Source organism: Pradoshia sp. Z6_59, from assembly GCF_058267515.1.
Genome location: NZ_JBZCPP010000026.1, coordinates 17,021 through 38,568, shown reverse-complemented (window position 1 = coordinate 38,568; position 21,548 = coordinate 17,021). Strand labels below are relative to the sequence as shown.

Here is a 21,548-nt window from a genome sequence, read left to right as displayed (position 1 = left end):
TAGAATTGGTAAAATAGTTGAGTAATTCAAAATATTTATTTGAGCAAAGGGGTTGATAAATGGACTTTTTGACTATTTTTCGAACTAATTTGTCAGAGTAACACCTCAACAATGATTACTTCAATTTTCCTACATACATGCTAGATAAAGAGCATCTGCTGAAAGCACCAAGTAATTTTTAACGTTTGATATTCACTTAGGAGGTATGGAATATGACCATTTTAAAGAGATTCGGTGTTTTATCCCTAGCTATTCTTTTTGGCTTAATAGCCAATTTCACCGATATCCCAACTGCTGAAGCAGCTTGTGGTACCTATTACGAAGATAACGATGATCCAAATGGTGGAACGTATCGTCAAGGGTTTACTACATACACAAAGCACTCAGCTTCTTATAGAGGAGATTATCGATTATCCACGAAATCTGCTAATGACCAGTTTCACCAATGGTGGTCACCAGGAGGTTCATGTAAAGGTTATGTCTATTATTACGCTTACTTAAACAATGTAAACTTTACCAATACAGCCGCACGATATAATTTTCAAATATCTAGTGGCGGTGACGGATATAGGACTGTTGATCAGTACAATGCTCCCGGAGGATGGAATTATGTTGGTATTGGACTCAACGATAGACAACCATACCTCTCTCTTAGTTCTGTTTCTAATGGGGGAAAAACGGGTGCAGATGGAATTAAATTCTCAACAAAATAAATAAACAGATGGAAGGGTTATTATGAAAAAAACGATTAAAGGATTCGGTGTTTTATCCCTAGCTATTCTTTTTGGCTTAATAGCCAGTTTTACCAGTATTTCATCTGCGGAAGCGGCTTGTGGAACCTATTACGAAGATAATGATGACCCAAACCAATTAACAATACGAGAAGGTTTTAGCACTTACACAAAGCACTCAGGTTCTTATAGAGGCGATTATCGACTGTCTAAGAATACTTCTGGAGATGGGGCATATAGTTGGACATCTCCTGGTGGTGTCTGTAAAGCATCTCACTATTATTACGCTTATTTAAACAATGCAAACTTCACGAATACGAAGGCTCGTTATCAATTCTCAGGGACTAACAACTCCACTATAACAAAATATGTTGACCAATATAATGCCCCGGGAGGATGGAACTATGTTGGATTTGGATATGTGAACTCTGCTCCGAATATTTGGCTTTCTGACCAGGGAGTGTCTGGGGCTAAAACAGGTGCAGATGGGATAAAATTTGTAAAAAATTAAACGTATAGGTGGGTTATTATGAAAAAGTTGATTCCAATTGCAGTTACATTTTCTCTTTTAACAGGTGTAGGAATATATTCTCTCGATAAAAAATTAGACACCGCCAAGGCCGCTGAAACGGTGATGGTTAATCAAGAAAAAATTCATTCCAAAATGCTGAATAGCATTGATTATTTTAAAAGTGCTCAAGGAACGTTTGTCTATAAAAGTAAGCCTGCTGATTTTAATTATTCCGTAGATTACAAGGTTCAAACAAGAAATGGAAATCGTTCAAATGTTAAAATTAAGGATAGTATCCAAGAAATCAATTCTGTCTATGATGGCCAAACGCTTGTTGAATCTTTCCCGGAACAGGAATCCTACCAAGAATATAAAATGGATGAAAACACTATAGAGGTACAGGCGAAATCTGAAAAAGCGGACAAATCTATCAAATCAAGATATGACCATTCGGAGAAAAATGAAAAAGTATATAATTATCGGACGGATCCCACCTATATGTCAGCTGCTTCAGTCTCCGTATTTCCTCAAGAGATAGCTCTAGGATTTTTAGAGGATTATTCAAAGTGGGAAATAAGTGGGAATGTTAAGTATCTTGGACAAAACGCGGTCATCATAAACGGAACATTTAATGAATATTATGCTGAAAAACATCAGGCAGAAACATTCAAATTGTGGGTTGATGAAAATCGCGGTATCTTATTAAAGTTAGAGGAGTATAGCAAGGATAACGAGGTTATGACCAGCCTAAATACTACAAAATTTAAGGTGGATTCCTCTTTCCATTCATCTGATTTTAAAGCGGAAGCACCAGCAAAGTATAAAAAGAAAAACTCTCCATTATCTGTAGAGTAGAAAAAAGGGCCAAACATATTTGAAGTATTCCCCGGATAGAGGACACTGAAAAAAAGTGCCTCTATCCGGGGTTTTGTTTTTCAATAGCTTTAACGGGAAAAGCAATAATGGATTACAGAAGCAGAAAAACACTATCTCATATGTCTGAGAAATAGTTACAAGAAAGGCACTGCCCAAAAAGACGGTGCCTTTCCTTATGTCATCCGATTCATTCATAATCATCCTGAAAACGTGAAGTTAATTGCTTAAAGGCATTAAGAGCTTCCTCTCTTTGCTTTTTACTTTTGTTATATTGGGGATTGAGAGCAAACACAACGTCTTCATAAGCAATACGGATTTCCCCTAATTTATCGACAAAATTTAGTTCTTTATCCGAAAAGCTTTTATAGTCATTGTTTTCAATACAGACTACTTTTAATTCATAAGCCAGGTCCTCTAATTTTCCTTCAATTTCCATATCACCATCGTTAACACTGTCTATCATCGTATTGATGTAAGTGATACCTAAAGATAAGACATCTTCCCGAACCCCTGTACTTTCCGAACTATTAGAAGAAGGTGTTTGAGAACAACCGGTTAGCAAACATACTAACATAATGAACAAACAAAATTTGAGAGTTAGACTTTTTTTATTCATTATCTCATGCCAAACCCGATTTTTTCATAATCAGACGGGATGGAAAGGCTTTGTTGGACATGTACACTTTGGCTTGGATTAAGTTGAATGTTCTCTGTCTCAATAAATTCTTTTACTTCGCCTTTTTCATCAATTTCTTCCATCGCTAACAAGATACCTGTGTCCTGATGAACCCAAAGTTTAAATGTTTTTGCGTTATGTTTTTCTTGGAAATAGTCACTTAATGTCCCTTGAATCAGTACAGCTTGAAGCCCATTAATCTTCTCATTTTCTGACACGATGTCCCACTTGCTATAATCCTCTAAAAAGGACGCAGCTATATCTTGAGGGAATATCGAAGTGGCAGCCACTCCATCTAGGTATGTAGTGTCTTCTCTTCTTTCGAAGACCTTCTCTCCATCCTCGTTTTTATACGTTTTTTTACGAGGGTCTTGCACTTCATCTGTATTCACTGTGTTAGTTTCTGCGGATTTAGGCACATAGGAGTTAATTGCTACTTTTGCTGAGTGATTGACACGTGTAACTTCATTCGTTTTTCCAGAATAAAATTGTTCGTTCAATCCTTCTGATGAGGAGGTTTTTACATGGGTGAAGGAGTCATTTCCTTGTTGTATTTGATAATCGACAACAAACTTGTCACCGATTGCATCGCTTCCGTAGATGAATCGACCTTGTAGATTCTTAAAATTATCAATTGAGTTATACATTTTGTTTTGAATGTCCTCTTTTGGACTTAGTTTTAATTCATCTTTGGCACTCACGCTATCCTGTTTCTTCTGATCCACACTTGCCTTGGCATACAATTCTGGGTTATTAAATCCATAACCCAATACGGTTCCGCCAACAAGGATTGATGTAGCCAAGATTGTCACTTTTAGCTTATTCATAGTATCCCCCTTTTTTATTTATAGAAATCTACTTCGGCTGCATCTGCACCCGTTTTATAACTTCCATTAATCAACATTACTCTAAAGTATCTTGTGTCTGAGTCATATGATTTCTTGCTTCCTATTTTATTCCAACCTGGATAGGCAGTATTCTGATTAATATTGCCCACATTATTACTCCATGACAATTCGGATGTCAGGCTATGTGTCCACACCATGTAAGAAGCAGATGGATTTACGAAATCTGGATGACGTAAATATGCATAATATTGTCGTTGCCCAGAGTTTTTACTAAATCTCCACTCATACTCTGCTCCTCTATTTTTTGCCAACCTATGGTCCCCTTTGTAATCATTCCCATAAGTTCCATAAGTCCAGGTTCCTTCCATTGCATTGTTAGAACTGCCTTTAGAACCATGGTCGTTGTCAAACAATTGATAACTACTGCCTCCTCCAATAGGTGCTGCATTTACTCCTGGTGTATTCCCTACTAAGAGCAATAGTACCATCAAATTAAAAACTGCAAAAAATCCTAATTTCCTATTTTTCACCAATTTTTTCTCCTTTCTAGCTCTATTTTGTCTAACTCTCGACTAAAATATTACCATAATATGTATTTATTATCCATAAAATTCAAAATCTTTTAAAGATAAGTACTTTTTAACCAGTCTATCAACGATACTAATTTTCCATTTTATTTCATTGGAAAATAAATCGTGACCTATAGAAAAAGTCATTTATTTGGAGAAATCATATTACAAGCTTTCTTAAACAGTTTATGTTTAAAGAATAAGAGAGACACAGTTGAATTGACTGCCATTACAGAATTGGAAGAATTAGCATTTTTCAAGTTGAAGTCTTTTCGTCAAAATATGTTGTCGGGTATAGTTTATATTGTCGAAATAATTAGATTGGAAAATGTAGTAATATTCTTACATATAATGTAAAATTTTTTTAAGTAGCGGCCGCTATCATAATAGGAAAAGGGAGGTTTATATGAGGAAATTATCGATAAGTTTAATTTTAGTTGGTTCTTTATTTGCGTTATCTAGTGTCAACACGCATGCAGCGGGGACTGGAGATAACCCAAATTTTACACGAGATATAAAATCTGAAGAACAAGTAAAAGCAGCAGCAGAAAAAGAAGCCGCCATCAACACCAAGGTGAATATTCTGGCAGATCCAGATGGCGTTTATAAAACGATTGCGGTTCCTTCCTACAAGCAAGAAAAAAACTATTGGTGCGGTCCCGCTACAGTAAAACAAGTAGTTGGATTCCTTAAAGGTTCATCAAGTTCTCAAGCTACTTACGCCTCTCAATTAGGAACCACAACTGATGGTTCAGATTTTTCATTAGTAGACAATATCTTAAATAAAAATCAATCTAAAAACAACTATGTATACATTTCAATTGGTTCCTATTCTAACTGGTCCGACAAAATTGATTTTTCTTTAAGTAAAAATTATCCACCGGTATTAGATTTGAAGATCACTCCAAGTTACATGCCAAAATACACCAGTGGAGTTGAGGGGCATATATTAAACGTGTCAGGAGTAGATTCTACATTAAGAACGAGCTCAAGTGCTCTCATACGTTTAACTGATCCTTTTGACCAAGGCGGTAGAGGCGTCACATTAGGTAATGTATGGCATCCTCATAAGGGTGTTTATAATGCTAATAACGCCCATTTTAGAAAAGCTTTACTTTACTAATACAATATTCCTGAATGGCTGGTCTTAATCAGATCGGCCATTTGGGCTGCATGTAAATCTTTCATTATGGAGAGTGCTGTTATGAGCAAAATGCGTAAATATCAATCTTTAGTCTTAGTTATGGCATTCTTTATAACTGGATGTTCAACAGACATTAATGAGAACAAAAAGGAAGAAAAAGTGGTAAAAGAGGAGAAACCTGTTCCTCAAAATGAGTCGAATAAAGTCGAAGAAAAGTCGGAAATTACGTATATTGAACATCTGTCTAGCTGGACGGAAAATCAAATTCAAACCAAGAAATATTCCATCAGTGGCGGAAAATGTGGTGTGAAGTCAATGACAGCCCCTAATTATGTCGATGATAACGGGATAATATTCGTTGATTCTCAAGATACTCATAACACTCGCATTATGCTTTTTAATAGAAATGAAGGAACCTGTCAGCCTATTTATAAGACGAATGGAAATGATGGAATTGGAAACTTGACAGGAGAAGATGGATTTTTATATTGGTCCGAATATGATACCAGGAAAATGACAGATGTGGATTGGAAAATCAAAGCGTTAGATTTATCCAATTTCGAAGTTTCTGAGATAGATACAGGCGGAAGCTATTATGAAACACCCACTCCTGCCGTCCGTATCGGAAATGGTACACTTAGTTGGGTAAAATACACAGCAAATGATGAAACAAAAACGATTCAATCTCAATTAATGTTTTATGATACCAAGTCCAAGAAACTCTCCATAAAAGAAAAAGATGTATTAGATGAAAGTCAAGAACGTAAGGGCATCTACCATATTATTCAACAGAATTTAGATTCTAAAAATTATCTTCTTTATAAATCTATTTTTAAAAATGGTGAAAAGGAATTCACCTTAAATCTAAATGAAGATGGTGAAAAATCTAAAGTGATTGCAACAGAAGATGGAATTATTGATTTTACTTATCATAACGATTATGTCACATATACAAATGGTTCTTCCCTTTATATCTTTAATAAAAACAAACTGAACCAAGCTACGATTTTCAAAGATGATTCTATTAATACAACACTTGATACCCCGATTTATGTCAATGAAGATACCCTGATTTTTCGTAGCGGAATGGAACAAATCTATATTCTAAATATAGCAAAGGGTATAGCCAGTCCCATATCAAAATCAATAATCAGCACTTCTAAACCTGTTTATACAAACGGAATACTTTCTTATAGTGTTTATGAGAGCGATGGAGACCAAGTTAATTTAAATTTTTATGTGGTAAACATTCAATAAGAAAAAAGGATGGATTATTTGATCCATCCTTCTTTCTTGAATCGTTAGCAATGAAGTATAGAAAAGACAACCATTCAGGTCTCCCCCCATCCTTACTTCTGTCATTCTACGGTCAGAATGACTGATTTTTTTGTCTCTATCTATGAACTGGACAGTCACACTTTCTTTCAACGAAGCACCACATGATTTAATGACCTTTTCTCAGGTAATCAACTTCATTCCTTTTCAAAGAATCCCATATGATTTACGAAAAGTCATCATGGATATTCCAATTAGCTTACTATTAGAGTTAGTAGGTATACTGTATATAGATAATAAATATAATGAGTATAAAGAAAAAGTATTGCTCGATTTGACTGATTTAAAAAAATGAACCTGGGGTTAATATTGCAAATAAACGATATATCAAAAATATGAGGAAGGTATTTTCGATAAATGGTTGGAAGTCAGGTTAATATTTTGTTATTATAATCAAAACAAAAAAGGGACCGCTCTTTCACTGTTAATTGAAGAGTTAACCCTTTTTTATATGGTACTAAATGATGTTATTATATATATTCTTCTAAGAGCTTTATTGTTAGCTTTCTGATCCATCTCCCCCCTCCTCCAAACCCTGCATGAATCTCTATCTTGTAGTGAGTTAATGCTTCCCCATTTCTTATCCTGTCTTCTATAGCCCACCTTATTTTTCTAATACGATACTCATCTATATCTTCATAAATATCCATAAGAAATTGTCTCGTTTTCGTTAAATTATCATGATAGAACCACCTCTTAACACCAACCGCTCTCCTTATATTACTTGGGACTATCCTTATCGGCCTCCCTTCCATATTCATTAAAAATTCATAACCTTTCTTAGCAAGAGCCAGGCATTCTTTATCTCTCTTTTCCCAATCAATGTTGTCCGCTCTTTTCTGTCTCTTTTGAGTTATGGGTGTTACACGATTATACCAATCCCTATCATTAACATAGACCCATGTATGCAATCCTTTGCCTATTCTCTTTAACTGACTTCGAGTCGCTGCTGGATTATCCTCAATTAATTGCAACCATTCTTTTCTTCTTTCTTCTAAATCTAATCTGGGCTTACGATTAATTACAACGCTCTTCCTTCCTATGACTTCTTCTGCTTCAAATAGTTCTCTTACTGATACCCCTAGAAACTGAAGGAACAGCAAATGTCTTACCGGGCTACGATTTTTTTGTGTCCTTCTGACAAAGAGACGTAGCCAATCCGATTCAGTATCAAGATCAACACTGCTTTGCATCAAATCTAAATACTCCGATGGATATAATGCTATAAATTCCTTGATTACATTTGTCATAAACAATGTTCCATTGGTGGATGCCAAACCTTTTTCTCTCAATCTATCTATATAGAACTGAACAATAAAGGATGGTCCGCACCTATAGAAGTCTTCACTTAGGAGATAGCTAACATTCTCTATATACTGTAGATTTAGCGTTTTTACATTTTGAGAATAAGGGTCTGCTTTCAATTCATTATTACAGGTTTCCTCATCAGCACAGAGATAATCCGCTCTACTATCATTAATGATTGCATCACAACTTTTTAACAAAATCTTGTGTTTCGGGCAATAAAGAACGCCAGGTACTTGGTGTAGTCTTCTCCAATAGCTAATTCCTTTTTCGTTCAAGTCTGCCTGAAAGCAAAGAGGACAGTATCTAAGATAATCTCCAGACTTTACCTTACTCCCGGTCATCCCAACCATGTTTTCAATGCTACACTCATTGTTTTCCTGCATGGCTCTACACGCTGCTTCTGTCTTTTCTTGCGACAAAAAGGCTGTATAGAAGGGGAACAAAGTATGATTTATAATCAACTCCTGTACAGTTATTTCAGAGCCAATTGGAAGGTTTGAGATAAGAGTTGTGAGATGTGTGGGGAATACTACAGATTTTTGACCATGCCTTTGATTAAATAAATCCCTCTCTAAAGCACGTTTACTAACCATTCCACACGTTTGTTTATATCTGCTGATGGCACTGTACAGTAATTCATCTTCATATAAAATCGGGAAAAAATTAATCATTACCGTACATCCTCTAACCAATATGTCATATCATCAATAATTTCCGCTTCCATTAATGCTTCATACGGAGACTTTTCTGATTCTTTGTTTATATATCCTCTTAAATCATCATCTCCATATTCAGTAACTTTTCTTCCTATCTTTTTAGGCAAATCAATAGGTGGAATATTGTTCCTCTTTTCTTTTTCGACCGTAATGTTTTTAGGAGGGGTATCCACAGTCTTATTACTGTTCGAAGGAAACTGTTTAGTGTCCTCATGGCTAATTTCAATTCTCATAATGTCTTCATATTTTGCAATTCTATGAGGATTCTTGGACCGTATCGCATCCAGCATTGGTTTTAGAAGCTTAAATCTTTCTTTAGCAACTTTCTTAATAAGCCCAAGTGACAATTCCTCGCTACCTTTTTCAATGGCAGCCTGTTGAGAATAGACAAATAGCTTAATTAACAAGTCTGAAATCCCCAAGGTCTCTTCATAAAACAATTTTATAAATTGTTCATTTAAAGGAACGTATTTTTTTGTCCATTGGTATTTCCAAACGGCCTCTAGCAAGAATTTGAATTCCTCCCCATCCTCCATATTGTTATAAATAATTTCTGAATTACCCGTTAAACGACGAGTCATCCTTAATTCTTTTCCGAATAAATCATAAGCTCCCGGCGTTCCTATCAACGCTACATTTACTCCCGTATTAATAAGACTGACGAAGAAGTTCATGATTTGATCGGCCCCTCGATTTTTTATGTTCTGTGTTTCGTCTATTAGTAAAAGCCCAAGTCCTATATTGTGTGCTACCTGACTGATTAAAGGGAGCATGGCATCTATTGACATATTCCTCGATACATACCTCTTATAATTATTTGTGCCCAATAACTCATCAATCTTCATGAAGAACTGTAAGCATAACGCCTTTAAACTTGAATTGCTTGGAGCCTCCAATTTAAGCCAAACCAGTTGAATCTGATTGTAATGCAGCCCTTTATACCGGTTATGAACGATTACCTGAGGTATATTTGACAACACACGATTAATCGTCGTTGTCTTTCCCATTCCTGAAAAGCCAATAAACGTGCCACACCCAGCAGTCGTTCTGAAGTTTTTTCTACTGTGGATTTCAAAAGAACGATTGATGATTTCCTTGCCAGATTCATTTATGTATCTTTGATAATTTTTATCAAATGGATTTCTTGCTGAATATCCTTGTATGATCAATGACTGAACCATCCTCCAAACGTCAATATGAATTGGTAATGGTTGAAACAACTGAAATAATCTATTGACCATATGTAAGCGATAGTAACTCTCTACATTTCTTTCATCTTTATGGAATCTTGGCAAAACCATCATTTTTCTAATGATTTCCTCTTTGTTTGCTATTGGGGGTAATGCTTGTATCAGTGGATTTTCATTGAACTCTTGAAGAGGAAATTCTATATAATCTGCCTGAATAGCTTCCATTCCATTGGGCAAATATATAACCTTACTCATCCTCATCACCCCACTCTAAGTTCTGGAGCAAACGAAACATCTCGAGTCCATCCTCCCTATCTTCAATTGAAGGAATAGCTTCTTCCCTTGTAGGTGATTCATTCTCCATTACCTTCTTCCTCTGTAGTTCTCTCTCGACTTTCTGGTTTTCTCTAATCCCTTTTATCCTTTGTGTTCGGCTAATACGGTCATCCTTCTGAGCAACGGTATTTTTTCTTCCTTCTTCCACAATTTCTTCGAGATCATCAAACAATATCATTTTTGCCTGTATTTCATTTTCCTTGCTCTTGCTATCTAAATTCTCTTCGTATTTGATGATTTGAGTAATTTCCTCAATTCCCTTCCCCTTATATAATGTCAGGTGTTCAAGTAGTGATAATTTATGAAATTCCTTTTCTTCATTGAGTGTATAGATATGAGTAAGATTTCGTGGATCATACCATATCTTGATTTTTCTCGACCCATTTATTCTGGCATCCTGATACCACTGGTTTTTCAAGCTATAATCCGAAACATATAACATCTTTTTGAATTTGACTCCTCGAGCGGTTATGGATGCCGTTTCGGTTGGGAGTAAGTGAAGTTTCATTGTCTCCTCTGACAAAGTCCTCAAATGTCCCTTTTGATGTTGTAGTCCATGCCGCCAAATCTGGGATGGGATTCTTTCAACTTTACCAATCATCATTTCATCCAAAACATACTGGCTTAAAACGTGATAATTGTTATGAAAAAGAACACACTTTATAATGACTCTAGTGAATTCTTCAAGTGTCATGTTTGCTTTTAGGCGATAATCTCCGTCACCCCTTTGCACAACAGTGCTCCCATTTTTCACAACACCATCAGTGAACGGCTTGACTTTGAGGTTCAATTGAGCAAAGGCTTGTTCAATTATCCCCTTATAATCCGCTCTGTAAGCTGGCGTATTCTGTATGGTGATTCCTAAATTTTCAATAGCACTTTCGATTTGTCTACCATTTAGCTCCCCACGGTCTGCCAATATACGTTGAGGAACACCAGCAATATCCCATTCGTTCTCATTCAATGTGATACCATGCTGTGAACAGAACGCTTCCTTTGAAGTCATACTATTTACCAAGGCCATCATAACGCCAGTATACGAATTAAAAGGTTCGAAGCTTATCGAGAACCCCACAATACACCTACTATATATGTCTATACATAAGTAAAGTGTTGGGCGACCTACAATAATATTTCTATTTGCAGATGACACTAGGTATATATCAAAGGGGGTTGAATCTATCTGCCAAAGCGTTCCTGGGCCAAGCCCTGAATCCTGCGTAGAATCACCGATAATGGTTCGATAATTTTGGTTATAAATTCTCATACCCTCTCGTTTTATAACCTCCTTTTTCGGATTATTCATCTTTCTATACCAATACAAAAATTGATGGTAGGTGGGAACTTCGGATAGATTTTCAATAATCGAAATGTCATCTCCCAAATGGTCCTTCTTCTTTTCGGTAAAGAAGTCCCTTAGAATGAGTTCATAGGTGAGTTTCAACGAGTTTTGACGATCATTATAGTAGTAGCGATTCAATCCAGTTTTAAAATAGTTTTTAATCTTAGCATCTATGTTCACACCTGTTTTTATAGTCGCATCTTTTCTTGGCCTTCCCCGTTTTTTCTCACTGCTTCTTCTTTCCTTTCCTCTTGAACCACAGTTAGAGTAGTATGGTAACAACCCGTTTCGAATTTTTCCTCCTTTCCAGTAACGAATCAAATAATTCTTTACAGTGGAGTAGTTTACTCCATAGACATCCAAAGCCGTTCTGATTGCTTTTTCTCTGTATTTTGGAGTAAAAGTATCGGATTCATTATCAATTTGTTGCAATACACAACTGACAATTTCCCATGCTTTGTCCCTTCTTTGTATTACAGCTTTACTTAGTTCATCTTCAATCACATTCATTTGATACCGGTCATTATCTATGACATGAACACTTCCCTCACTAAGACCTAAAAGGATATTGTCTATACTAATTAAAAATGGCCATTTCATAGTGTTCATTTGGATGACATATAATATAGAAGAAAGACGATCACAATACACTACTCGCACTGTCTTGTTGGTATTTAATTCCAATAGCATATTCTCCACTAATTCCATGTTTATCCCCTCAACTCAATAATTCTATTACCCTTTCAGAAAGGTTAATTGGTTTGTTCATATCAATCAAAACTACCTTTTTAGCTAATAAATACCGAAAGAGGTATAACCCCTCTCCCTTATTTAAACCCTCAGTTTTATCAAACAGTTTCAAGACATTTTTAATAGAAATATCCTGATTTTCTATTAAAAATCGATACAATAAAGATGATAATTCATTTATTTTTTCTGCATTTTCTGTTGGAAGTAAGGTTTCTCGTACCCACTCAATGTTCTTTGCAAGTTGCCGCGGCAATTGTTTCTCCGTGATGATTTTCCAATCAACACCTCTAGCAAGCCAATATCTTCTTTCTATTTCGAGTTTCTCAAATGTAATCTTTCTTTTAAGTTCTGAAGAGTTCTTTACCGATCTAGCAATATGTGATTCTCTTCCCTCTTCATCTTTTACAGTCACTAAAAAACTCGTGGTGAGCATATACTGGACATTAGTTTCCTTATCTCTAAACTTTTCGAATCGTAAATCTCTTCTATCATCTATAACTTCCATAACATCTAATAGGGGATAACTCTCTCTGATATCTGTGACTTTCGAATGAAACTCGAACAACAGGAATGCACGATACTGATTGTCAGAGTGGAGCTGATGAATTCGTCTTGTCTTTATTCCCAGTATCCTTGAGACCCTCCCTTTAGAGGAATACTCATAAGTATTCTTCCAAGGCTTGTAATTGGGGCCTGTGCCTTGTCCCCTTCCTTCCTTTATGTATCTTTCGAGTGTGTTCTTCGTCCATTGATTACTAGCCATTGAACTCCCTCCATTTTTGAATAAAAAAATTGACTATAGACAATCTGATTCGTTTTTTTTGAATAGATTATCAATAGTCAATTTCAAGTTTTATTATTATATTTTTGCTGATGTTCAAGTTCAAAGATTCACCTCTAAGTACAAATTATCAAGATCCTCTTGCAGAATACCTAAATAGCGTTTTGTTTCAGCAATCGAACTATGATTCAATGCTATACAGATATAGTCTAAAGATATTCCTTTCTGAAATGCGAAAAATCCCCAAGTTTTTCTCATTCCATGAGTACCAAACTTTTCTTTTATCCCCACCATGTCACATGCATCGTTAAGCATCCCCGCAGCATATTGTCTAGATATCGGTTTATTGGTCCCTTTTCTACTAATAAACAAATATTCATCTAAATCTTTATCGGGGAATTCCTTCATAAATTCTTTAATTGCTTTAGACAGATTGATAGTGACAGGAAATCTTTTGTATTTTCCAGTTTTCTTTTCATGTAGTTCTATAAAGCTAGATGGCTTTTTCCCATCCCAAACATCCTTCAGTTTAAGTTTTAGAATATCACTGATTCTAAGTGCTGATGAAATGCCCACCATAAATAGAAGGTAGTCTCTCTTATTTTTCCCACGTAAGTAACCCTTTACTGCTTCAAGTTGTTTTTCTTCTCGAATTGGCTGAACCATATTCATATCTATTCTCACCTCCAAATGTTCCTTTACAAATCATTTTAATACCAAGATTCAGGAAACCACAAGAGCCTGGAGGCAATAGAGAGACCTTCTAGATTTAGGCTTTACTCACATTCTGCTCTTTTAGCCTATAACTTTACAGAATGACCTGATTTTAAGGATTAAGTAAGATTCACCAGCTACCCTGTAATCAAAAAAAATAGGAGTACTGATAAATCAGCATTCCTTTGTTTACACAACCTGATTCTGTAAAGTTTTAATAACACCAATAGGTAGAGTTATCAAAGTAAGTAATATTTAATTCGGTTTTTCTTAAAACATTTTAAAATACTCTCAGTAAATATGTTAAAATAAGTGTATTTTTGTAAAAAAGAGGGAATGTTTGAAATAAGTAGAATGATAGCCAATAATTTATTGTCTAAAATGTTAATATTTTTATTTTACATTAATCAGGAGATGATAAGGTGGAGACGACTACAAATAAGAAAGATTTTTCATTAGATGATATATTTAAAGAATTAGAAGCTGATTATAAAAAAATGATCAAACCTAACATCATGATTGCTGGAAAAACAGGTGTTGGTAAAAGTACATTGATAAACTCTATTTTTAGAGAGAATATGGCTAGAACAGGGACAGGAAAACCAGTAACACAACATTTAAAAAAAATATCCAAAGAATCGGTACCCGTTATTCTTTTCGACACAAAAGGACTTGAACTGGAGGATATAGCAAGAGAAGAAGTAAGAAATGAGATAATCGAAGAAATAGAAAGTAGAGAAAAAAACAATGATGTAAATGAACATATCCATTTGATGTGGTATTGTATCTCATACGAATCTGGTCGAATAGAAGAGGAAGAAATTGAATGGATTCATCTATTCTCAAAGAAAATGCCTGTCATCCTAGTATTAACACAATGTATTAGTGATGATGAAGCCTTTGCCAAGCAATTAGACAACCTAAACCTCCCTGTTATAAATACAGTAAAACTATTAGCCTCACCTAAAAAAATTATGGGTAATTTTGTAGTTCCTCCTTATGGATTAAGTACATTAGTCCATGCAACTTTTGAAGTTCTTCCAGAAGTCACAAAAAGAGCCTTTGTAAATGCTCAAAAAACAGATATTAAACTAAAAGTGGAACAAGCAAAAAAGTGGTCACTTGGTTTCATTGCTAGTTCTTTCGGAGTTGGATTTACTCCAATTCCATTTTCAGATGCAATAGCCCTTGCAGGGATACAAATAACTTTAATTACAAAAATAACAAACATATTTGGCTTTCCAAATTCCAGGGCACTCATGCAAACTATAATTTCAGCGATTGCAGGTTCTGGCACTGCTTCCTTTGTTGGAAGGGCATTAGTAGGTAATATTCTCAAATTCATTCCTGCTGTTGGAACATTTGCCGGTGGACTTATTAATGGTGCTGTTGCATCAACATTAACAACAAGCCTAGCATTTGCTTATATTAAGGTTTGTGAAAAACTAAGTAGTATTGAAGATTTAGACGAACTTTCCCATGAAGATATTGCTAAAATGGTAAAAGAACAATTTGAAAAAGAGTTAAAAAATAAATGATAAAAAAGTTTTGGCTTTGGATATTAATAAAAAGTTCACAATCGATAAAATGGGGAATTCCAGCTAAGGAGTCTCCCCTTTTTTAGATAAATTTAGTTATTAATATACACCTTTTCATGAAAAATCCATTTACTTTAGTATCACTTTACAGTGAAACACTACAAATCCCAAATACAAGAATTTCACATGGAATACACCGTATAATTTTCATCCGCTAACTTCAATGTTTAATGTCAATCATATTTCAAATAATAATCTCTAAAAATAACTCTAAGTTATGTATATAGACAATATGACATCCACATCTATAGATCGCCGTTCAATACTATCCTCACAAAATTAAGTCTCTAAAAACTCTATACATAACTTTTTAATGCAGGTTTCCAGTAATCTCTACACCTTTCACGTAAAAGAAGGGTAAAGCATTCTACCTTTACCCTTAACTAGCATTCTTCCTTCTATTCAGCATGCCAAAACACCCGTTAAACAATCTCAGCAAATCCAAGGAGAGCGGGACTATCTTCTTTTCGCTGTCAACCATTCCAATATTTCGTAGTGCTGGCACTAATTTTTGAAGAGATTCTTTACCACGATTAAGCTTTTTGTATTTGTTCTTAACATTGGTTTCTGTAAAAGCCTTCGCGATATAAATTGGAATTTCCATAGCTGCTCCACGGATTCGATTGAATTCCCGCAAATCTATTTCTTCCCGATTTATGTCCGTCCATTCTAACACCAAATGCGTGAATCTAATTGCCTGTTTGTAAAGATTCATCTTACGAAAATGTTCTACTTCTGTTATCATTTCCTTTCCTCCTCTATGCCTTTTTGGTCGAGTATCTTATCAATCTCTCGAATCTTTGTTAAAAGCATTTGGAATATGATTTCCGCTTCATCATCTAACTTGCGATATTGTTCCTGTGAGATATAATCTTCCATCCTTGCCATATCGAGAAAACTTTGGCACTCAGCAGCAGAACCCAGAGCACTGTTCAGGCGATCACGCTCTTTCCCATAATAATGATTACCAATGCCCTCGCTGATATTTGCCACTATACTTGTTGAGGCACGACGCAGTTGGTCAACCATATTGTATTTCTCCAATTCAGGAAAACCCTTAATCATTGAAGAGATTTGGCTCTTAAATTTCAGTGCACATTGATAAACATCCAGTTTTCTTGGATTAAGTACCTGTTTTTTGGTAAGTTGCATATTGACATCACTCCTATTTTTATTTTCGTTTAATTTGGGATTACTGGTTTTGAAGTGTTTTTTTGAGGGGGGTTCGTTGTGTTTTAAAGGGAAGGATCAAAATCATATATCTGTAGTTCTCTATTCTCATTCAAATAGTGGTTAATGAGTATCGTTTCAGCTTCGGTGAGATCTGCCATCCCTTGAATCATCCATACTCTTCCTTCTGTTGCTAGTTGCAATAAGATGGTTTGAACATCAAAAACATTGAAAAAGACTGCTTCCCTGTAATTTCGATAATTCATTTGAGTCCTTGTTACTAACTCGTTCATAGTTTCACCTCCTTTACAAAACTTCTTATTTTGGGGTAAACCAAGAAAGTTCATTGTATGTCTAACATTGCAAACCTTGATCACTCATTATTGAGTTTTTTTTGTAGTTTGGTGTAAGAAAAAATGGGTGATTTTGTTCAATGAAGATGTGAGGATTTCATCCAAATTGGAGAACAGATAGCTTGGGAGAATCAGATCATTTACCAGGTTATTCTTGTTTTTCTTTCTTACTTCTGAAATATAGCCCTGTAGTCAATAGGAGCATTATCTCTTAATATTTTCCTTTCTGTCAAATTCAAAAACAGTCTATACTCACATTTTATGAAACTGTTCAAAAGCTCCAAAATTACCTCCCTTTCTGTTTCAGATAATGATTGGTCTTTTGATAACTCTCTGTTCAATACAACTCTTCCAAAAAAGAATGTCCTAAAATTGTTATTGAAGACCAAACATTTACCTTTCGAATTGATAAAAATCTCTTTGTTCATTCCTGAAGTACCAGTGTTAGTATTCGAAAACTCCATAGCTTTATGATAAACTCTAAATCCCTTAATGAATTCACCACTTTCTCCTTTAAAGTATTCTCTTTTAGTCTTTTCTTTAGGTTCTCCATCTTTCCAACTCTCTCTTTTAAATATTGGTTCTTCTCTAAATTCAACTATTACACATTTTTTCATTGCCTCATTTAAGTTCTGAACCGGGCTAAATTTTTCTTCTTTTAACTCTCTAATTCTCTCAAGCTTCTTTAATTCTGTTTTTGATAATTGATTTTTCATTTTACAGTCTCCTTTTCTACTAGCATTTGATTTAATGAGTTAGTTTCTACCATAATTCTTTCTCCTTTTCATGATTTCTTTAGCAGCAACATTTTTTCTCTCTTTATCTTTATTGCTAACTCTATTCTATTATCTATTCCCAGGATTTAATATTTTTTTAGGTTCGAACGTGTCTTATACCTAAACTATTAAATTCTGTTTTCTTACATCTATTGTTTATGGAAAGCCAACCCTCGAGAGAGCTATAGAAAAAAGAGAAAAAACAGAGGCCTAAACTGATATAGAATTAAATGGGGAACTACTTCCCCAACGTCCCTTAATTTATATCATCTTCCTAATTTACTTCCCTTTTCACTATGTAAACTTAACATTTAGCAGAATTCCTGACTTTACAGCATGGATACAGCATTCATTTTAAAGGTATATTGTTCCTTCCACTTAGCATAAAGCTCATGAAAGTGATCCAAGAAATATTCTCTTTGAAACTGTTCTAAAAATTCAATATCTTGATCAGTGAAAGATAGCAAAGGAATCTTGTAGAACGGTTTTGTATCCATTACACCTTGACTTTCAAAGTCCGAGAAGAAGTACATATCCACCATGTCGGATAAAATAGCTATTTTTACTGTATCCTTTTCCGCAAAGTATCTTCCCAACCGCCTTATCTGGCTTTTCATGTTTTGATTTTCCACCATTGGCACCATAAGGACAAGCGGGTTGCATTCACGATCAAGGAGGAAAATTTTCGATACCTCCATCGATTCCCACATATTACTCATAAATTCCTCAATCACCATTTTTGAATTCATAGTTAATTCCTCATTTCTTTAATTTTTTTAATTCTATGATTTAATTTTACACTGGGGATATAAAAGGTTGCCTGCAAGGCTACATATACCTTTTCTTCTAGCTCTTTCGAGATCTTATATCCTCGGAATCGTTTAACGCCTTTGAGTTCTTTTGATTCTATCTCCTCCTGTCGGGATAATGTGTTTTTGGGAAGTTTAATCACAGAGTTAATGTTGAGGTTTTTTAAGGTGCAATTCTTTTGTGGAGTGTTTAAGGGGGAGACAAGAGTTGGTTAGATCTGAACTTGTTTAGATAATGTTCAATTAGAATTTTCTCATCTTCACATATTTCTTTTGAATCTTTCAGAATCCAAACAAGTCCTTTCTCAGCCAAGCTTTTCAGGTTACTTTCAATATCAAAGATATTGTAATTCGATAATTTCCGAACTTTCCAACACTCTTGTTGTATTTGCCTAACTTTTTCATTCAATTTGAATCATCTCCTTTTAAATTCGATAACGAAGGATTAGGAACATACAAAATCAGCAAAATAGAAGAGTTATCCAACCTAATTTATCCTTCAGTTGACCGATCTTTTTTTGTGGGTTCTCAAAACTGAATTTCATTTAGCGTTTATAAAACTTATACAATAGTTCATGCATGGCTTCCCATTTTTCGTCCTCCGGTACGGATTGGTCCTTTGGAAAGAAACGATGTATTCTACACTGTTCATCATCACTGTTGCGTCCATAAATCTTTTCATAAGTTTTATAAAAGACTAAGCATTCTCCGGATTTTGTGATAAAGACTTCCCTATAAACGTTTATTTCTCCGTCAAATGCTTCCCATTCCTTATATCTGATTAAGAATAATCCGCAAATGACTTCTCCATCCCTATTCAAAAAGAATTCTTCATCATAGTACTTCCCATCTTTATCTACCCTAGCACTTTTGCAAATCGGTTCTAAACTATCTTCGTGGTCCAATATCATTTCTAGCAAGCTTTCAAAATCGAAGTCATACATATTGGATTTATTCTGAACAAAATCAATTACATTGGTTTTCATAGGATTTTCTCTCCCTTTTCTAGTTTTTTTTATTATTATTTATCGTATTCCTTTTCCCTCTTGCTTAATCGCCTTTTATGGTTCTACCTTATTTTTTTCTGTAATCACTTGTTAGATGAACGAAAGAACAGGCTTGAATATCTACTCGATCTCAAACATTATCAAAATGGCAAGGTTTGAGTAGTGTCAAATCATTCATTTCAAAAATTCCATCCATTCCTCTTCAGATAGCTGTTCAATATGCTCACTTAGAAATTTATCAATGCTTTTATCCTCCTTAATGGCCATTTCCCAATAGTATGGATTATCGACAAAGACAATTTCAGCAATGTTTTTTACGCCTAGCTCTTTACACAACTCTTTTCTGTCTCTTTGAATCCAGCGTTCTCCAACGACAACTGCAACGATTTCACCTTTCTTAAAAGGACAAATATCCTTTTTAACCTTTTCTAAAGCAATGATGTCAACCACATCATCACTTTTGTCCCTTTTATGATACTTCCTTAACTCTCTTTTCATTGTTGTATTATCCTCAAAATTGATGAAAGATGCTTGTACTCCCATGCTAATTCCTCCTTAAATTATCTTTTTGATAAATTATTGTTACGGCTTTCCCATTTGATTTCTTTGAGGTTTTGACTCGATTGTGAGTATTGTGAAGATTTCTTTAACAACCAACACGCTTACTCCTTTGATTATCCTGTTTGACTACTGGATTTTGGTTAACTCGTGTATTTCTGTTTACGGGTAAAACTCCAGCGAGGTAAATACGATGAAGATAGGTGTTACTTTATTTTTTACGTGCCTTGTCACTCCTATTTCCTTATATTTCTCCTTCTCCTTTCGTTCCCAATCAACTACACCGTAAGACATATTCAGTAAATTGATCAGCTCATCTCTTACAAATTAACGTTGCTTCCATCTTGATCTTCCTTTCTGAATTGAAGTATTTTTTTACTTTACTGCCTTTAGGCAATACAAAGGTAATATTATTGCGGGTTTACACCCGCTAAATATTAATCAGTCATATATAAATTTGCTATTTCAGAAATTTTATCTAAAATTACAATTATATTATCTTCTTTATGTGTCATCCACGTATCATTCATTAAATTCAATGGAATCGAGGAAGATTTGGAATTATAAAGTGCTGCTATATTTAATTTCTTCAATTCAGCTAGAATATCGTTTTTACACATACCATATTTATTGAGCATTACCTCAATATTAATTGTAAGTTTTAAATTTCCCTCAACTAACTCAATTAGGTTCCTTTCCTTTTCCAAAAGTTCACCTAACCGCAAACAATACTTTACAAATGTATCATCAAAGTGTGTTGGGTCAACATGAAGGGTGATATTATACCAGTCATCAATTAATTCACCAATCAACTTCTTTTGAGCATTTGTTATGATTTCCTTCCCATATTCCGTTCGTCTAACAACATTCAATCGGAACATATCATCAGGAAAAATGAATTCATTCACTTCCAATGTTTGCATATTCTCTTTGATTAGAAATGTTTCCATACCTAAGCTTTTCAATACTTCTTCTAACGACAAGTTCAAAGCCCGCATAATTACTTTTAAAGACTGAGTAGTTGGATCTTTCCTTTTACCACTTTCAAGTCTGTATAAATAAGAATCGCTTAATTTATGTCCACATTTCTCTGTTTCCTCTGAGAATTTTGCAAATGACCAACCTCTAGATTCTCTCTCTCTTTTGATAAGAGACCCTAAGCCTAATGTTGTTTCGTTTTCCAAAGATTCACCTCCCAATAATTTTAAGATGCTTACAACCTTATAATTTTATTCTAACATTACCATTACCTATAGTCAATAGTAAATCGCGTGATATTTCAAAATAGAAATGACACCCCTTAGTTTGAACCTTAACTTAGTGACATAACTTTTCCTATAGTAAATGACTTTTCAAAAATATTTATTTACTGAACACTATCTAATTACCCCGAAATTATGATGAGCCAAGGTTGATCCATGAACATTATGGGTTCACCCATCTAGGTTAT

Annotated in this window: 25 protein-coding genes; 7 read left to right on the top strand and 18 right to left on the bottom strand. The window is 34.8% G+C overall.

The window, feature by feature from the left end; all coding sequences use genetic code 11:
* Positions 1-212: 212 nt before the first annotated feature.
* From AC4D4B_RS18250 to AC4D4B_RS18240, 3 genes are read left to right on the top strand one after another with little or no spacing between them, the layout of a single operon-like run.
* The gene (locus AC4D4B_RS18250; protein WP_491000735.1) at positions 213-713 is read left to right on the top strand and encodes a hypothetical protein; all 501 of its coding nucleotides are present in this window, start codon (positions 213-215) and stop codon (positions 711-713) included.
* 22 nt (positions 714-735) lie between these two features.
* Complete coding sequence (locus tag AC4D4B_RS18245) at positions 736-1,242, top strand: hypothetical protein (protein ID WP_491000734.1); 507 nt, start codon at positions 736-738, stop codon at positions 1,240-1,242.
* A gap of 18 nt (positions 1,243-1,260) precedes the next feature.
* A complete protein-coding gene (locus AC4D4B_RS18240; protein WP_491000733.1) occupies positions 1,261-2,097 on the top strand; it encodes a hypothetical protein in 837 nt (278 codons plus the stop codon).
* 208 nt (positions 2,098-2,305) lie between these two features.
* On the opposite strand, the gene AC4D4B_RS18235 is transcribed toward AC4D4B_RS18240, so the two are convergent.
* Genes AC4D4B_RS18235 through AC4D4B_RS18225 form a run of 3 tightly spaced genes read right to left on the bottom strand, consistent with a single transcriptional unit; the run spans position 2,306 to position 4,172 of the window.
* Positions 2,306-2,692 carry a hypothetical protein gene (locus tag AC4D4B_RS18235; RefSeq protein WP_491000732.1) on the bottom strand — a complete coding sequence of 129 codons (387 nt, stop codon included), beginning with the start codon at positions 2,690-2,692 and terminating at the stop codon, positions 2,306-2,308.
* A 41-nt stretch (positions 2,693-2,733) separates the two neighbouring features.
* Entirely contained in the window at positions 2,734-3,621 is an 888-nt protein-coding gene (locus AC4D4B_RS18230; RefSeq protein ID WP_491000731.1) for a hypothetical protein, read from the bottom strand.
* Between the two features lie 14 nt (positions 3,622-3,635).
* Positions 3,636-4,172 carry a hypothetical protein gene (locus AC4D4B_RS18225; RefSeq protein ID WP_491000730.1) on the bottom strand — a complete coding sequence of 179 codons (537 nt, stop codon included), beginning with the start codon at positions 4,170-4,172 and terminating at the stop codon, positions 3,636-3,638.
* 445 nt (positions 4,173-4,617) lie between these two features.
* On the opposite strand from AC4D4B_RS18225, the gene AC4D4B_RS18220 reads away from it, so the two are divergent.
* The 3 genes from AC4D4B_RS18220 to AC4D4B_RS18210 all read left to right on the top strand — a co-directional run bounded on the left by AC4D4B_RS18220 (position 4,618) and on the right by AC4D4B_RS18210 (position 6,985).
* Positions 4,618-5,334, top strand: a complete 717-nt coding sequence (locus AC4D4B_RS18220) for a C39 family peptidase (RefSeq protein ID WP_491000729.1) — start codon at positions 4,618-4,620, stop codon at positions 5,332-5,334.
* An 81-nt stretch (positions 5,335-5,415) separates the two neighbouring features.
* The gene (locus AC4D4B_RS18215) at positions 5,416-6,612 is read left to right on the top strand and encodes a hypothetical protein (protein ID WP_491000728.1); all 1,197 of its coding nucleotides are present in this window, start codon (positions 5,416-5,418) and stop codon (positions 6,610-6,612) included.
* A gap of 142 nt (positions 6,613-6,754) precedes the next feature.
* Positions 6,755-6,985, top strand: a complete 231-nt coding sequence (locus AC4D4B_RS18210) for a hypothetical protein (RefSeq protein ID WP_491000727.1) — start codon at positions 6,755-6,757, stop codon at positions 6,983-6,985.
* A gap of 175 nt (positions 6,986-7,160) precedes the next feature.
* On the opposite strand, the gene AC4D4B_RS18205 is transcribed toward AC4D4B_RS18210, so the two are convergent.
* From AC4D4B_RS18205 to AC4D4B_RS18185, 5 genes are all read right to left on the bottom strand, one after another.
* On the bottom strand, positions 7,161-8,669 hold the full coding sequence (locus AC4D4B_RS18205; RefSeq protein WP_491000726.1) for a TnsD family Tn7-like transposition protein: 1,509 nt from the start codon (positions 8,667-8,669) through the stop codon (positions 7,161-7,163).
* A complete protein-coding gene (locus AC4D4B_RS18200; RefSeq protein WP_491000725.1) occupies positions 8,669-10,159 on the bottom strand; it encodes an ATP-binding protein in 1,491 nt (496 codons plus the stop codon). Before AC4D4B_RS18200 ends, AC4D4B_RS18205 begins: the two co-directional genes overlap by 1 nt.
* Positions 10,152-12,290, bottom strand: coding sequence for a transposase family protein (locus tag AC4D4B_RS18195; protein ID WP_491000724.1), 2,139 nt, complete (start codon positions 12,288-12,290; stop codon positions 10,152-10,154). The genes AC4D4B_RS18200 and AC4D4B_RS18195 overlap by 8 nt, the downstream gene beginning before the upstream one ends.
* A gap of 10 nt (positions 12,291-12,300) precedes the next feature.
* Complete coding sequence (locus tag AC4D4B_RS18190; protein WP_491000723.1) at positions 12,301-13,095, bottom strand: TnsA endonuclease C-terminal domain-containing protein; 795 nt, start codon at positions 13,093-13,095, stop codon at positions 12,301-12,303.
* Between the two features lie 120 nt (positions 13,096-13,215).
* Positions 13,216-13,785 (bottom strand): tyrosine-type recombinase/integrase, encoded by a 570-nt coding sequence (locus AC4D4B_RS18185; RefSeq protein ID WP_491000722.1) that lies wholly within the window; start codon positions 13,783-13,785, stop codon positions 13,216-13,218.
* Between the two features lie 464 nt (positions 13,786-14,249).
* Here AC4D4B_RS18185 and AC4D4B_RS18180 point away from each other — a divergent pair, with 464 nt between their 5' ends.
* Positions 14,250-15,365: a GTPase gene (locus AC4D4B_RS18180; RefSeq protein WP_491000721.1), complete on the top strand. Its 1,116-nt coding sequence runs from the start codon at positions 14,250-14,252 to the stop codon at positions 15,363-15,365.
* A gap of 439 nt (positions 15,366-15,804) precedes the next feature.
* Here the strand turns inward: AC4D4B_RS18180 and AC4D4B_RS18175 are convergent, their stop codons facing one another.
* From AC4D4B_RS18175 to AC4D4B_RS18130, 10 genes are all read right to left on the bottom strand, one after another.
* Positions 15,805-16,170, bottom strand: coding sequence for a hypothetical protein (locus AC4D4B_RS18175; protein ID WP_491000720.1), 366 nt, complete (start codon positions 16,168-16,170; stop codon positions 15,805-15,807).
* Positions 16,167-16,577: a four helix bundle protein gene (locus AC4D4B_RS18170; protein WP_491000719.1), complete on the bottom strand. Its 411-nt coding sequence runs from the start codon at positions 16,575-16,577 to the stop codon at positions 16,167-16,169. The genes AC4D4B_RS18175 and AC4D4B_RS18170 overlap by 4 nt, the downstream gene beginning before the upstream one ends.
* An 83-nt stretch (positions 16,578-16,660) precedes the next feature.
* Positions 16,661-16,888 (bottom strand): hypothetical protein, encoded by a 228-nt coding sequence (locus AC4D4B_RS18165; RefSeq protein ID WP_491000718.1) that lies wholly within the window; start codon positions 16,886-16,888, stop codon positions 16,661-16,663.
* A gap of 227 nt (positions 16,889-17,115) precedes the next feature.
* On the bottom strand, positions 17,116-17,664 hold the full coding sequence (locus AC4D4B_RS18160; RefSeq protein ID WP_491000717.1) for a hypothetical protein: 549 nt from the start codon (positions 17,662-17,664) through the stop codon (positions 17,116-17,118).
* 389 nt (positions 17,665-18,053) lie between these two features.
* A complete protein-coding gene (locus AC4D4B_RS18155; RefSeq protein WP_491000716.1) occupies positions 18,054-18,473 on the bottom strand; it encodes a hypothetical protein in 420 nt (139 codons plus the stop codon).
* Between the two features lie 250 nt (positions 18,474-18,723).
* Positions 18,724-18,942, bottom strand: coding sequence for a hypothetical protein (locus AC4D4B_RS18150; RefSeq protein ID WP_491000715.1), 219 nt, complete (start codon positions 18,940-18,942; stop codon positions 18,724-18,726).
* A gap of 136 nt (positions 18,943-19,078) precedes the next feature.
* Positions 19,079-19,519, bottom strand: a complete 441-nt coding sequence (locus AC4D4B_RS18145; protein ID WP_491000714.1) for a hypothetical protein — start codon at positions 19,517-19,519, stop codon at positions 19,079-19,081.
* Positions 19,520-19,714: 195 nt separating this feature from the next.
* Positions 19,715-20,083, bottom strand: coding sequence for a hypothetical protein (locus AC4D4B_RS18140; protein ID WP_491000713.1), 369 nt, complete (start codon positions 20,081-20,083; stop codon positions 19,715-19,717).
* A 177-nt stretch (positions 20,084-20,260) separates the two neighbouring features.
* Positions 20,261-20,392, bottom strand: coding sequence for a hypothetical protein (locus tag AC4D4B_RS18135; protein ID WP_491000712.1), 132 nt, complete (start codon positions 20,390-20,392; stop codon positions 20,261-20,263).
* A 143-nt stretch (positions 20,393-20,535) separates the two neighbouring features.
* Positions 20,536-21,282, bottom strand: a complete 747-nt coding sequence (locus AC4D4B_RS18130) for a helix-turn-helix domain-containing protein (RefSeq protein ID WP_491000711.1) — start codon at positions 21,280-21,282, stop codon at positions 20,536-20,538.
* Positions 21,283-21,548 lie beyond the last annotated feature (266 nt).